Annotated in this window: 14 protein-coding genes and 1 tRNA gene; 7 read left to right on the top strand and 8 right to left on the bottom strand. The window is 62.8% G+C overall.

Features of this window, described 5'->3' with window-relative positions; genetic code table 11:
• Positions 1-9: 9 nt before the first annotated feature.
• On the bottom strand, positions 10-717 hold the full coding sequence (locus NKJ32_RS15145; RefSeq protein WP_352620060.1) for a metal-dependent hydrolase: 708 nt from the start codon (positions 715-717) through the stop codon (positions 10-12).
• Positions 718-833: 116 nt separating this feature from the next.
• Here NKJ32_RS15145 and ruvX point away from each other — a divergent pair, with 116 nt between their 5' ends.
• Positions 834-1,319, top strand: coding sequence for a Holliday junction resolvase RuvX (ruvX, locus tag NKJ32_RS15140; protein ID WP_023674907.1), 486 nt, complete (start codon positions 834-836; stop codon positions 1,317-1,319).
• Here ruvX and NKJ32_RS15135 read toward each other — a convergent pair.
• From NKJ32_RS15135 to NKJ32_RS15125, 3 genes are all read right to left on the bottom strand, one after another.
• Positions 1,286-1,597 (bottom strand): DUF6105 family protein, encoded by a 312-nt coding sequence (locus NKJ32_RS15135; protein ID WP_352448794.1) that lies wholly within the window; start codon positions 1,595-1,597, stop codon positions 1,286-1,288. The genes ruvX and NKJ32_RS15135 overlap by 34 nt on opposite strands.
• Entirely contained in the window at positions 1,597-2,151 is a 555-nt protein-coding gene (locus tag NKJ32_RS15130; RefSeq protein WP_352646491.1) for a hypothetical protein, read from the bottom strand. Before NKJ32_RS15130 ends, NKJ32_RS15135 begins: the two co-directional genes overlap by 1 nt.
• Positions 2,152-2,310: 159 nt before the next feature.
• A complete protein-coding gene (locus NKJ32_RS15125; protein ID WP_352455730.1) occupies positions 2,311-3,939 on the bottom strand; it encodes a DNA alkylation response protein in 1,629 nt (542 codons plus the stop codon).
• Between the two features lie 155 nt (positions 3,940-4,094).
• On the opposite strand from NKJ32_RS15125, the gene NKJ32_RS15120 reads away from it, so the two are divergent.
• The 5 genes from NKJ32_RS15120 to NKJ32_RS15100 are packed head-to-tail and all read left to right on the top strand — an operon-like array spanning position 4,095 to position 8,552.
• Positions 4,095-5,057 carry an aspartate carbamoyltransferase catalytic subunit gene (locus tag NKJ32_RS15120; RefSeq protein WP_023674903.1) on the top strand — a complete coding sequence of 321 codons (963 nt, stop codon included), beginning with the start codon at positions 4,095-4,097 and terminating at the stop codon, positions 5,055-5,057.
• Complete coding sequence (locus NKJ32_RS15115) at positions 5,057-6,343, top strand: dihydroorotase (protein WP_352646489.1); 1,287 nt, start codon at positions 5,057-5,059, stop codon at positions 6,341-6,343. The genes NKJ32_RS15120 and NKJ32_RS15115 overlap by 1 nt, the downstream gene beginning before the upstream one ends.
• A 58-nt stretch (positions 6,344-6,401) precedes the next feature.
• Complete coding sequence (gene plsY, locus NKJ32_RS15110; RefSeq protein ID WP_352455728.1) at positions 6,402-6,989, top strand: glycerol-3-phosphate 1-O-acyltransferase PlsY; 588 nt, start codon at positions 6,402-6,404, stop codon at positions 6,987-6,989.
• Positions 6,986-8,110: a DNA-processing protein DprA gene (gene dprA / locus NKJ32_RS15105; RefSeq protein WP_352540581.1), complete on the top strand. Its 1,125-nt coding sequence runs from the start codon at positions 6,986-6,988 to the stop codon at positions 8,108-8,110. The genes plsY and dprA overlap by 4 nt, the downstream gene beginning before the upstream one ends.
• 46 nt (positions 8,111-8,156) lie before the next feature.
• Positions 8,157-8,552 carry a hypothetical protein gene (locus NKJ32_RS15100; protein WP_352646487.1) on the top strand — a complete coding sequence of 132 codons (396 nt, stop codon included), beginning with the start codon at positions 8,157-8,159 and terminating at the stop codon, positions 8,550-8,552.
• An 88-nt stretch (positions 8,553-8,640) separates the two neighbouring features.
• On the opposite strand, the gene NKJ32_RS15095 is transcribed toward NKJ32_RS15100, so the two are convergent.
• Positions 8,641-8,716, bottom strand: a tRNA-Lys gene (locus NKJ32_RS15095).
• Positions 8,717-9,033: 317 nt separating this feature from the next.
• Between NKJ32_RS15095 and NKJ32_RS15090 the strand changes: the two genes are divergently transcribed.
• Positions 9,034-9,507 (top strand): BA14K family protein, encoded by a 474-nt coding sequence (locus NKJ32_RS15090; protein ID WP_023674898.1) that lies wholly within the window; start codon positions 9,034-9,036, stop codon positions 9,505-9,507.
• Between the two features lie 86 nt (positions 9,508-9,593).
• On the opposite strand, the gene glpK is transcribed toward NKJ32_RS15090, so the two are convergent.
• The 3 genes from glpK to NKJ32_RS15075 form a co-directional block, all read right to left on the bottom strand.
• Complete coding sequence (gene glpK, locus NKJ32_RS15085; RefSeq protein WP_352568714.1) at positions 9,594-11,087, bottom strand: glycerol kinase GlpK; 1,494 nt, start codon at positions 11,085-11,087, stop codon at positions 9,594-9,596.
• 145 nt (positions 11,088-11,232) lie between these two features.
• Positions 11,233-12,960, bottom strand: coding sequence for an ABC transporter substrate-binding protein (locus tag NKJ32_RS15080; protein ID WP_352646485.1), 1,728 nt, complete (start codon positions 12,958-12,960; stop codon positions 11,233-11,235).
• A 78-nt stretch (positions 12,961-13,038) separates the two neighbouring features.
• Positions 13,039-13,305, bottom strand: a complete 267-nt coding sequence (locus tag NKJ32_RS15075) for a DUF2160 domain-containing protein (protein ID WP_031211283.1) — start codon at positions 13,303-13,305, stop codon at positions 13,039-13,041.
• Positions 13,306-13,376 lie beyond the last annotated feature (71 nt).

Raw genomic sequence — 13,376 nt, 5'->3', positions numbered from 1 at the left:
CGGCTTTCTTTACACCGTAATCGTCTCGCCGATCTTCGGCAACGCAACTTTCACACCCGATCCATCCAGCCCGGCCACGAATTTGTCGGCGGTCTGATCGATCATCGGAAATGTGCCGAAGTGAGCGGGAACGACCGTCTCGAACTTGAAGAAACGCTGGCAGGCAAGGGCTGCTACCGCGCCACCCATGGTGAAGCGGTCGCCGATCGGCACGATGCCGATCTTCGGTTCGTGCAACTCGTTGATCAGCGCCATGTCGGAAAAAATGTCGGTGTCGCCCATATGATAAAGCGTCTTGTCCTCGGGAAAGTGCAGGACGAGCCCACCAGGATTGCCGAGATAGGTATTCTGGCCACCCTCGCCCGGAAAGGACGATGAATGCAGAGCCTGAACGAAGGTGGTGGTGAAGCCGCCGCAATCGACGGTGCCGCCGATATTGCCGGGATTGATCTGCTTGTCACCGACGCCCTTGCCGACCAGGTACATGCAAATCTCGAAATTGGCGACCAGCATCGCGCCGCTCTTCTTGAGCACTTCGATGGCGCCGCTGATGTGGTCGCTGTGGCCATGGGTGAGCAACACGTGCGTGATCCCTTCGGCCGGCCCTTCCCAGCCGCCCGTCCATGACGGATTGCCGACCAGATAGGGGTCGATGAGGATTTTCGCGCCTTCGATTTCGATTCGGAATGCCGAATGTCCGTACCAGGTCAGTTTCATCAATGCTTTCCTCGATTTTTGCTTCGGTAGAGGATAGAACGCCGACGGCGAAATTAAAGTGCCGCGCACGCTTTGCGCGTATAGGACGTGCGGCGTCGCGGTCAAAGGAAAAGCCGTTGGGCATCATCACCATCGAGGAGTTGCCGGCCCGGCTTGGCGGCGGCAAGACCCTGGCCGGTCTCGACCTCGGCGACAAGACAATCGGCGTGGCGGTTTCCGACCGCGGCTTGTCGTTCGCCCACCCGCGCCCTGTCATCATGCGCAGGAAATTCTCGCTCGATGCCGCAGTGCTGCTCGCTCTGCTACAGAAGGAAAATGCCGGCGCCGTGGTGATCGGCCTCCCCATCAACATGGACGGCTCCGAAGGCCCGCGCGCCCAAAAATCCCGCGCTTTCGTGCGCAACATGGCTGGATTGACCGATCTGCCCTTCCTCTTTTGGGACGAACGGCTGTCGACGGTGGCGGCCGAGCGGACGCTGATCGAGATGGATTTTTCCCGCAAGAAACGCGCCGGCAAGATCGATTCTGCGGCGGCCGCTTTTATCCTCCAAGGTGTTCTCGACCGGCTTCAGGCGCTCGGCGTCGATGCCTGGTCGAAATAGCGGTTGCGCATCGCCGTGATCCAGCCACCAATCGCCTTGCGGCGGCGAAATGCCCAGAACGCCACCAGCAGCAGCCCATCGAACACGCAAGCTTTCGCCACCATGCCCGGAATAAGCGCCGGATCAACGCCGAGCATCTGTCCATAGAGCTGGAAGACGAGATCGTGTAATTGGCGGCTCAGGATGACATAGCCGAAATTGATGTCGTTGAGCGACAGAAAGAACCAGCCCCAAAACAAGAGGAGCGGAGCCGCCCACAGCGCGAACAAGGTGCGCATCAGCGGTCATCCCTCGAATCCAGCCGGCCGGAAATGCGGGCAAGCGAGGAATTATGCGCCGCTGCCTTGGCCATGACATGCGCGGCCGCTCGGATTTCGCCGGTCCCTGGAACTGCCGCGGCAACGGTCGACCGCCGCTCCGCGAGCATCGCGACATAGGACGCCAGAAGTGCCGCCAATTGCACCGCGACAATCATGAACAGCCCATTGATGCCTTGCGCGGCGCCGCCGATGACGATCAGCGACAGCACGCCCAAGGCGGAAATGAAGGCGATTCGCATGACGCTATCGGCGGGATCCGGGTTGGTCGTGTCGCTGGTCAGTGCTTCAACAAAGGCCCAGCAGAACAGCACCGCGACGACAAGCAGTGCCACGGCGAGCGGCGCCACAACGACGGCGTTTTCGAGATCGGCAAATCGAGTGTTCTGGACGGGAACGCCCAGTACGCCAAGGGCCGTCGCCACGCCTCGATTCCCGTCGATGCAAATGAACGCCAGCAGGGCGAAAACGGCCGCCCAATGCAATGCCAGAAAAGAGCTCAGAATATGCCGCATGACGCTCCTGCTTCGCAGGGCAAAGCCGCTCAAGCTGAACAATCCTTGCCTTAACCATAACACTGGGCTTTGCCACCGGCCGCCGCAATGGAAACCATTCGTTAAGGTTAACGGCCATCCACAGGGTCGCGAGAGCGGCAGCGAATTGGGCGACGGCCCTTAGTTGATCGGCGGGTAGAGCGTATCGATGATCATGCGCGCATCATGGCGGGAATCGATCATGCCATAGGTATTGCGCCACTGGCCGGCGAGGCGCGTTTCGACGAAGGCGTCGGCGATCCGCCCTGCCCCCAGCCTGCGAAGCTCTGCTGCCGCCGCCGACAATGCCAATTGCTCGGTCAAGAGCCGCGCCGAGCCCTCGTCGGTTGCAGCGACCTGCATTGCCGCCTTGAGCACGCCGACGGTGCCGCGTCCGCCGGCGCCGAGATCGCGGTCGATGCCGGCCAGCACGTCATCGAACAGGCCGGGTGCACGCCCCAGCACACGTAGCACGTCGAGCGCCATGACGTTGCCGGATCCCTCCCAGATCGCGTTGACCGGAGCTTCGCGATAGTAGCGGGCGAGCGGCCCCTCCTCGACATAGCCATTGCCGCCGAGGCACTCCATCGCTTCATAGAGCAGCGGCGGCGCAATCTTGCAGACCCAGTATTTGACGACCGGCGTCATGGCGCGGGCGAAGGCCGCCTCGCCGCGGTCGCCGGCCGCCTCGTCGAAGGAGCGCGCCAGCCGGAACGACAGCGCGGTAGCGGCGGCAACGTCGAGCGCCATATCGGCCAGCACACGCTGCATCAGCGGCTGCTCGATCAGATTGGTTCCAAACACCTTGCGGTGCCGCGTGTGGTGGACGGCCTCGGCCAGTCCGGCCCGCATGATCGCCGACGAGGCGACGGCACAGTCGAGCCGCGTCAGGGTCACCATGTCCATGATCGTCTTCACGCCCGCGCCGGGCTCGCCGACCATCTCGCCGATGGCATTGACGAATTCCACCTCCGACGAGGCATTGGATCGGTTGCCGAGCTTGTCCTTCAGCCGTTGAAAACGGAAGCCGTTGCCGGATCCGTCGCCGAGCAGGCGGGGAACGAGAAAGCACGACAGTCCCTCTGGCACCTGTCCGAGCACCAGGAAGGCATCCGACATCGGCGCCGACATGAACCATTTGTGGCCGGTCAGGCGATAAAACCCGCTGCCGGCGCGCTCGGCCCTGGTGACGTTGGCACGGACATCGGTGCCGCCTTGCTTCTCGGTCATGCCCATGCCGAGCGTCAGCCCGGCTTTTTCGACCGGAGGCTTTTGGCTTTGATCGTATTTGCGCGTCGTCACCCGAGGCGCCCATTCGCGAAACAGCTTCGGGCTGGCCATCAGCGCTGCCAGCGAAGCGCTGGTCATGGTGATCGGGCAGAGATGTCCGGTCTCGAGCTCAGCCGTGAGGTAAAAGCGTGCAGCGCGCACCTGGTGGCGGCGGCCGATCTCGGCGTCGCCATTCTCCCAGACCGACGAATGCAGCCCGTTGGCAACAGAGCGGCGCATGAGCGCGTGATAGGCGGGATGGAACTCGACCTGGTCGATGCGCCGGCCCTGGCGGTCATGGGTCCTGAGCTTCGGCATCTCGACATTGGCAAGACGGGCCAGTTCCTGCGCCTCATGGGTCAGAACGAAACGGCCAAGCCCGTCGAGGTCCTTGCGCACCGGATCGGAAAAGCGCTCGGCAAGCTGGATAAGCAACGGATCGCCCCGCCAGGCGTTGCCGCCGGCCAGCGGCGGCGGCTGGTTGGTCACGTCGTCAGTCACGCTTCGTCCTTATCACCTGAAGGCTGCGAATCCAAAGCCAAGGCGGTTTATAGCCTATGGCCAGCGGCGCGCGACGAAAATACCGGGGAGAACCAATCCAATCCCAAGCCGGTGCTTGCAGCCGCGGAGCCTCCCCCCTATAGCAGCGACTTGAGATGACCGACGCATCGTCCCTGCCGCTTTATCCCCACCGCCATCTTCTGGGCATCCGCGATCTTTCCCCTGCCGACATCGAGCTTCTGCTCGACCGGGCGGACAGGGCCGTTGCCATCTCGCGGCAGTCGGACAAGAAGACATCGACGCTGCGCGGCCGCACCCAGATCAATCTCTTCTACGAAGCCTCGACCCGTACGCAATCGTCATTCGAGCTGGCCGGCAAACGGCTCGGCGCCGACGTCATGAACATGTCCGTAGCGAGTTCGTCGGTGAAAAAGGGCGAGACGCTGATCGATACGGCGATGACGCTGAATGCCATGCGTCCCGACATATTGATCATCCGCCATCAATCGGCCGGCGCGGCAGCACTTCTTGCCCAAAAAGTCGGCTGTTCGGTGGTCAATGCCGGCGACGGCGCCCATGAGCACCCTACCCAGGCGCTGCTCGACGCACTGACCATCCGCCGCGTCAAGGGTCCGTTGCCGAAGCTGATCGTGGCGATCTGCGGCGACATCCTGCATTCGCGCGTGGCCCGCTCCAACATCATCCTGCTCAACGCGCTTGGTGCCCAGGTCAGGGTCGTCGCCCCTTCGACGCTTTTGCCCGCCGGCATCGAGAAGATGGGCGTCATCGTCACCCGTTCCATGGCCGAGGGTCTGAAGGACGCCGACGTGGTGATGATGCTGCGCCTGCAGCGCGAACGCATGGAAGGCGCTTTCGTACCGTCGGTGCGCGAATATTTCCGCTATTTCGGCCTCGACGCGGAGAAGCTGAAGGCGGCCAAGGACGGTGCGCTGGTCATGCATCCCGGCCCGATGAACCGCGGCGTCGAGATCGCCTCCGAGATCGCCGACGGCCCGCAAAGCGTTATCCAGGAACAGGTTGAGATGGGCGTCGCCGTGCGCATGGCGGTTATGGAAGCGCTGCTCGACCCCCGTCGAAACCACGAGGGCCGCGCCTGATGAGCATAACGGTCTTCAGCCGGGCCCACATCGTCGACCCGTCGCGCGGCATCGATGAGGTCGGCACCGTCATCGTCGAAGGCCGCAAAATCGTTGCCGCCGGCAAGGCGGCTTTGAACCAGGGCGCGCCCGAAGGCGCCACCATCATCGACTGCGCCGGCAAGACTATCATTCCTGGATTGATCGACGCGCGCGTCTTCATCGGCGAACCCGGCGGCGAACACCGGGAGACCATTGCTTCGGCGAGCATCGCTGCGGCGGCCGGCGGCGTCACCTCAATCGTCATGATGCCCGATACCGACCCGGTGATCGACAATGTCGCACTGGTCGAGTTCGTGCTGCGCACCGCCAAGGACACCGCAATCGTCAACATCTTGCCGGCAGCAGCGATCACCAAGGGGCTGGAAGGCCGCGAGATGACCGAATTCGGCCTGCTGCGCGAGGCCGGCGCGGTCGCCTTCACCGATGGCCGGCATTCTATTGCCAGCGCGCTGGTGATGCGCCGCGCGCTGACCTATGCGCGCGATTTCGGTGGCGTCATCGCGCATGAAACCCAAGACGCCGACCTCGCTTCGGCCGGCGTGATGAACGAAGGCCTTTACGCAAGCTGGCTTGGCCTTGCCGGCATTCCGCGCGAAGCCGAATCGATCCCCCTGGAGCGCGATCTCGCGTTGGCTCGGCTGACCGGCGGCGCCTATCACGCTGCCAAGATTTCGACGGCTATGGCGGCAAGCGCGCTAGCACGCGCGAAAGCCGATGGCGCCAATGTCACATCAGGCGTGTCGATCCACAATCTGTCGCTCAACGAGAATGATGTCGGCGAGTACCGCACCTTCTTCCGGCTGACGCCGCCGCTGCGCGCGGAGGAAGACCGGCTGGCAATGATCGAAGCGATCAAGGACGGCACCATCGATCTCATCGTCTCCTCGCACGACCCGCAGGACGTCGACACCAAGCGCCTTCCCTTTGCCGATGCCGCGGCCGGCGCCATCGGCCTGGAAACGCTGCTAGGCGCAGCGCTGCGGCTCTATCACAATGGCGACGTGACGCTGCTCCGGCTGGTCGAGACACTGTCGACCGCGCCGGCAAGATTGTTCGGCCTGCCCGGCGGCACGCTGAAACCGGGGGCATTGGCCGACCTTTCGCTCGTCGATCTGGACGAGCCATGGGTCGTCAGCGAGAGCGGCATCCGCTCACGCTCGAAAAACACCTGTTTCGAAGGCGCTCGACTGCAAGGCAAGGTCTTGCAAACGATGGTGGCGGGCCGCACAGTGTTTTCGGCCTAGGACGAAAACAGGCGTCACGGCTTAAAATCCGCTCAGCCAAGGAAAGTTCGGGGGAACAATGGCTTACAGTCCCGTCTTGGCATTGGTGTTCGGCTATCTTCTCGGCTCGATCCCGTTTGGCCTGCTGATCACCCGTGCCGCCGGCCTCGGCGACGTGCGCAACATCGGCTCCGGCAACATCGGCGCCACCAATGTGCTGCGCACCGGCAACAAGAGCTTGGCCGCGGCCACGCTTCTGCTCGACGCCCTTAAAGGCACCGCGGCGGTGCTGATCGCAGGTCGCTTTGCGCCCGAGCTCGGACTTTGGGCCGGCTTCGGCGCGTTTTTAGGTCATCTCTTTCCGGTCTGGCTCGGCTTCAAGGGGGGCAAGGGTGTCGCCACTTACCTTGGCGTGCTGATCGGCCTTGCCTGGCAGGCGGCGCTGATCTTCGCCGTCGTCTGGCTGGCGGTGGCCTTCCTGTTCCGCTTCTCCTCGCTTGCGGCATTGACGGCAGCAGTCGTGGTGCCCATGGCGCTGTATTTCCTGAGCACGCCGCAGATTGCCGGGCTTTTCGCGGCGATGAGCCTAATCGTCATCGTAAAGCACCGCGCCAACATTGCGCGGCTGCTTGCCGGCACCGAGGGTAAGATCGGGGCCAAGGAGTGAGCGAGCCCGACGCCGGGCCGCGCCTCAGCGACCGGCAGCGGCTGAGCTGGCTTCGTCTGATCCGCACGCCGAATGTCGGCCCGGCTTCCTTTCGCGACCTGATCAACCGGTTCGGTTCGGCCGAAGCAGCGCTATCGATGCTGCCCGAGCTGATGATTTCGGGTGGCGCCAAAAAAATCGTCCGCATCCCGTCCATTGCCGAGGCCGAGGCGGAGCTGGAGACCGCCCGGCGGGCTGGCGCCCGCTTCGTCGGCATCGGCGAAGCGGATTATCCGCCGCTGATGAAAAGCATGGATCATCCGCCGCCGCTGCTCGCGGTCAGGGGCAATAGCGCGGTGTTCCGCTTGCCAGCGGTCGCCATCGTCGGCGCTCGCAACGCATCGCTGGCCGGCATCAAGATGGCGCGGATGCTGGCGGCGGATCTCGGCCGCGACGGCTATGGCATCGTCTCCGGCCTGGCGCGCGGCATCGATACGGCCGCGCACCAGGGCAGCCTTGCGACTGGCACAATCGGCGTGCTCGCCGGCGGCCTCGATTTGCCCTACCCGCCCGAAAATGCCGGCCTGTGCGACGAGATCGCCGAGCGCGGCGGCGCCATCATTTCCGAAATGCCGTTTGGCTGGCAGCCGCGCGCACAGGATTTTCCGCGCCGCAACCGGCTCGTCGCCGGTGCTGCATTGGGATTGGTGGTGGTCGAGGCCGCACAGCGCTCCGGCTCACTGATCAGCGCCCGGCTTGCCGGCGAGATGGGCCGGCTGGTCTTTGCCGTTCCCGGTTCGCCGCTCGATCCGCGCGCTGCCGGCGCCAATGGCCTGCTCAAGGATGGCGCAACCCTTGTCACCGAGGCCGCCGATATCACCAGTGCGATCGCCCCGCTGGTCGGCGCCTGGGCCCCAAGGACATCGCCGCTTGAGGAGCCGCCCGACTTTTCGGCAACGCCGCCGCCGCGCGAGGACGACCGCGACCGCGTCGTCGAGGCGCTCGGCCCGACGCCGGTGGCGGTAGACGAGATCATCCGCCACACCGGCCTGCATCCCGCGCAAGTCTTCATGGTGCTGCTGGAGCTCGACCTCGCCGGCCGGCTCGAACGCCACGCCGGCGGCAACGTCTCACTGATCTGACCGAGAGCTTGCGCATGTCACGGCAAGCAATCCCGACGTGATCCCGATGGCCGATCCGAGCAACAAACCAAAGCAGACGCTGTTCACTCGCACGACGGCCCTCGTCTGGTCAGCGCTGAGCGTCATACTGGCGCTGCAATGGTCGATGGATCTCGGCATGTCGGGTTTTCCCGACGGCTACATAACGCCCTTCGCAAGAGCGACCAGCACGCTTTTGGGCATTCTGACGGCAGCCTGCATGGCCCAGGGTCTCTACTTTTTCTTGGCCGGTGTGTTGGGCAGGAAGGTAAGCGCTACCCGTCTCGGTGTACAAATCCTTGCCGCAGCGGTTCTTACCGTGGCGCCAGTGCTTATCGTGAAGGATTGTCCGGGTTCTCAGCTGTGCAGCAAGGCCTATGAGGCACTCACAGGCACCATGCTGGACGATGGGGCGGGCGGCTAAAGCCACTGCATGCGTTCGGCACGAGGTTGTCACCCAAGTCTTAGGTACAATCTGTTACCTATGTCTCCGGGTTGGACACTTTTGATTTTGGTGAGCGCGATGGGATTCGAACCCATGACCTACTGATTAAAAGTCAGTTGCTCTACCGGCTGAGCTACGCGCTCCCGCGGGCTCAGAAAGGCCGCCCTCGAAATTGCGCGGAACATAGGGAGAGTGCCTCTGCCGGTCAACCGGAAAAAGACGGCTCGCAAACCGGACTGTCCTGCAGTGTCATCATGCCGTGCGGAGCGCTTCGGCGTCGACGGAACGGCCTCGTTCTCGCGCAAGACCGAAGCTCGCCCTCTATGCCGACAAAGGCAAGCAGCAAATCGGAAGAACCTTTGCGGATCAGCAACTTGGGATTTTTGGCGGAACAATTTGCGCAGCCTGCCCGTTTCCCGCGATAAGGGACATGCGTTTCAAGGAGAAGACGGAGAAGACCATGAATAGGATCATGTCGGGCCTGCTGGCGACCACTCTTTCGATCTCATTCGCTGCCGCGGAGATCGTGCCAGTCAACGCTCAGCCCAGCTATGCGCCCCCGGCCCAGGGGCTCACCTCGAATGTCCAGACCGTCCAGTACGAGCCGTGGCGGAGGCACCGGAATTTCAATCGCGATTTCTCGCGTCGCGATTTCCGTCGCAATTTTTCGCGTGACGACGGCATGTACTGGCGTGGCCATCGCGGCTATCGCGAATATCGTCGCGGCTATCGCCGTCACGGCGATTTCTGGTTCCCGCTGGCTGCGTTTGCTACTGGAGCGCTGATTACCGGCGCGATCGTCAACCAGAATCGTGTCTATCGTGGCGATGCCCACGTGCAGTGGTGCTATGACCGTTATCGGAGCTATCGCGCTTCTGACAACACTTACCAGCCCAACTACGGTCCGCGCCGGCAGTGCCGGTCGCCTTACTGAGTCCCAGATTAGAGGCTGCAAGCCCGCGCCCGAAACGGCGCGGGTTTTTCATTAGTGCGAATCCCGGGGCATCGGGGCATCCCTGCCTATTGCGTACTTAGCGTCCTGCGCACAGCGTGGCGCCAACCGGCCAGCTTGGCCGCACGTGTCGAAGCATCCATGTCCGGCTTGAACCGGCGCTCGAGCGCCCAACTCCTGGCGAATTCCCGCGCCTTCGGCCAGACACCGGCCTTCGAGCCGGCCAGCCATGCCGCACCGAGTGCTGTCGTCTCGAGAATTGTCGGCCGGTCGACCGGCGCATCGAGAATGTCGGCCAGCCGCTGCATGGTCCAGTCCGACGCCACCATGCCGCCATCGACCCTGAGCACGGTCTTGGCCGAGGCGGCCTTCCAGTCCTTGCGCATGGCGTCAAGCAGGTCGCGTGTTTGGAACGCGACTGATTCCAGTGCCGCGCGGGCAAATTCCGCCGGCCCCGAGTTGCGGGTCAGCCCGAAGATGGCGCCGCGCGCTCCGGCATCCCAGTGCGGTGCCCCGAGCCCGACGAAAGCCGGCACAAGATAGACGTTCTGCGTCGGATCGGCTTCCGCTGCCAATTTGCCGCTATGCTCGGCCTTGCCGATTACCTTGATGCCGTCGCGCAGCCATTGCACGGCGGCGCCCGCGATAAAGATCGAGCCTTCCAGAGCGTAGGTGGTCTTGCCGTTCAGCCTGTAGGCGATGGTGGTCAAAAGCCGGTTCTTCGAACGCACCAGATCGCTGCCGGTGTTGAGCAGCGCGAAGCAACCGGTGCCGTAGGTGGATTTCATCATGCCTGGCTCGAAACAGGCTTGGCCGATCGCCGCCGCATGCTGGTCGCCGGCCACACCGAGGATTCTGATCTGTGCACCAAACAGGCTTTTGTCGGTGATTCCAAAATCATCGGCACAATCTTTCACCTGCGGCAGCATTCTTGCAGGTATGCCAAGAATGGCCAGCAGCTCGTCGTCCCAGGCGTTTTGTTCGATGTTGTAGACCAGTGTGCGCGAGGCGTTGGTGGCGTCAGTGGCGTGGACCTTGCCGCCGGTCAGCCGCCAAATCAGGAAACTGTCGATGGTGCCGGCCAGCAGCTCGCCCTTCTCGGCGCGTTTTCTTGCGCCCTTCACCTTGTCCAGCATCCAGGCGATCTTGGTGCCGGAGAAATACGGATCGAGCAGCAGGCCGGTCTTTTTCGTGAATTTCTTCTCCAGTCCCAGCTTCTTCAATTTCTGGCACAGCGGCGCGGTGCGGCGGTCCTGCCAGACAATCGCGTTGTGGATCGGCTTGCCGGTCTCCTTGTCCCAGATGACGACGGTTTCGCGCTGGTTGGTGATGCCGATCGCCGCGACATCCGCCGCATTGCGGCCGGCTGTCTTCAGCGCAGCCTCTACCGTTTCCACGACACTCGACCAGATCTCCTCGGGATCGTGCTCGACCCAGCCGGAGGCCGGATAATATTGCGTGAATTCCTTTTGCCCGCTGCCGACGACCATCATCTTGTCGTCGAACAGGATCGCCCGGCTCGATGTCGTCCCCTGGTCGATTGCAAGGATATATCCGGTCATTCTCTCTCCCGTCGAAGCGAATTCAAGGTGCTACGATGTCTCGACGCCAGATGGCGCGGAGCCGTTCACGCAAACAGGGGAGACGGCAACATGCCGCCTCCCCTGAGCATGGCGATGCGGGCGCGGACGCCCGCATCAAACGGTCCTATTGCTGCCAGCTCTTCACCAGCTCGTCGTAGTTGATGGTGACCGGCTTTTCCTTCTCGTTCTCGATCTTGAGCTGAGGAGCGAGATTGCCCTTCTTGACCGCGTCCGTATTCCAGTAGGCGAGGTCATGCTCTTCGGCCATCTTCGGGCCGATATCGCCCTGGACGCCCGACTTCTCGATGCGGCTCATCACCTTTTCCTGCTCGCCGCAGAGCGAGTCCATCGCTTCCTGCGCGCTCTTGGCACCCGACGAAGCATCGCCGATCGCCTGCCACCAGAGCTGTGCCAGCTTAGGATAGTCCGGCACGTTGGTGCCGGTCGGCGACCACTGGACGCGCGCCGGCGAGCGGTAGAACTCGATCAAGCCGCCGAGCTTTGGCGCACGTTCGGTGAAGCTCTTGTCGTGGATCGTGCTCTCGCGGATGAAGGTCAGGCCGACATGGCTCTTCTTCACGTCGACCGTCTTCGAGGTGACGAACTGCGCGTAGAGCCAGGCGGCCTTGGCGCGGTCGGTCGGCGTCGACTTCATCAGCGTCCAGGAACCGACGTCCTGATAGCCGAGCTTCATGCCGTCCTTCCAGTAGACGCCATGCGGCGACGGCGCCATGCGCCATTTCGGCGTGCCGTCGTCGTTCAGCACCGCCTTGGCGCTGGCGTCGACCATGCTGGCGGTGAAGGCGGTGTACCAGAAGATCTGCTGGGCAACCGCGCCCTGCGCCGGAACTGGCCCCGATTCGGAGAAGGTCATGCCTTGGGCTTCCGCCGGTGCATAGGCCTTCAGCCAATCGAGGTACTTCTGGATGGCATAGACAGAAGCCGGGCCATTGGTGTCGCCGCCGCGCGCCGTGCAGGAACCGACCGGACGCGAATTCTCGTCGACCTTGATGCCCCATTCGTCGACGGGCAGACCGTTCGGAATGCCCTTGTCGCCATTGCCGGCCATCGACAGCCAGGCGTCGGTGAACCGCCAGCCGAGCGACGGGTCCTTCTTGCCATAATCCATATGGCCGTAGACCTTCTTGCCATCGATCTCACGCCCGGTGAAGAACTCGGCGATGTCCTCATAGGCCGACCAATTGACCGGCACGCCGAGGTCGTAGCCGTATTTGGCCTTGAAGTCCGCCTTGTTCTTCTCGTCGTTGAACCAGTCGTACCGGAACCAGTAGAGGTTCGCGAACTGCTGGTCGGGAAGCTGGTAGAGCTTCTTGTCGGGCGCGGTGGTGAACGAAGTGCCGATGAAATCCTTCAGGTCGAGATTCGGGTTGGTGACATCCTTGCCGTCGCCTGCCATCCAGTCGGTCAGGTTGCGCACCTGCTGGTAGCGCCAGTGCGTGCCGATCAGATCGGAATCGTTGACCCAGCCGTCATAGAGGTTCTGGCCGGTCTGCATCTGGGTCTGGATCTTCTCGACGACGTCGCCTTCCTGGATGACGTCATGCGTAACCTTGATGCCGGTGATGGCCGTAAAGGCCGGCGCCAGCACCTGCGATTCATACTGATGCGTGGCGATGGTTTCGGAAACCACCTTGATATCCATGCCGGCGAAAGGTTTCGCGGCATCGATGAACCATTGCATCTCGGCTTCCTGGTCGGCGCGCGAAAGCGTCGAAAGGGGCCCGATTTCCTTATCGAGGAAGGCCTTGGCCTCGTCCATTCCGGCATAGGCATTGCTTGCCCCGAGCAACAGGACAAGCGCAGTTGTTGATGTCAAGAATTGCCGTCGCATGTATTTCCTCCACTGTTAAAGTTCAAAGTGCGATCTGGATCGGCGGCCGGCACGCCGCCGTTCCAACAGTTTCCCCCTCTATACGTAGCGGAACACGCCGACGGCGTAGACCACGGAGAGAGCGAGAGCCCACCACAGATTGGGTCCGACTAGACCCAGCCAAGCGAGATGGATAAAGGCGCTGCCAAGCAGCGACAGGAACAGGCGGTCGCCACGCGTCGTTTCGAACCGCAGCACGCCGACGCGCGGATTGCCGCCCGGCGAGACGTATTCCCACGCCGCCATGCCGCAAAGCAGCAGAAAGATGGTTCCAAAGAAGGCCGCGGTCGGCCACGTCCAGGCCATCCACGAAAAATCGAGGTTGGACGAGAGGTTAAATCCCCACAGGCGGATATTGGCCGGATCGCTGAAGCCCA

The organism is Mesorhizobium sp. M0159, assembly GCF_040322295.1.
GTDB lineage: Bacteria > Pseudomonadota > Alphaproteobacteria > Rhizobiales > Rhizobiaceae > Mesorhizobium.
The sequence above is the reverse complement of the archived record's forward strand: the minus strand, read 5'-3'. Positions and strand labels throughout refer to the sequence as shown.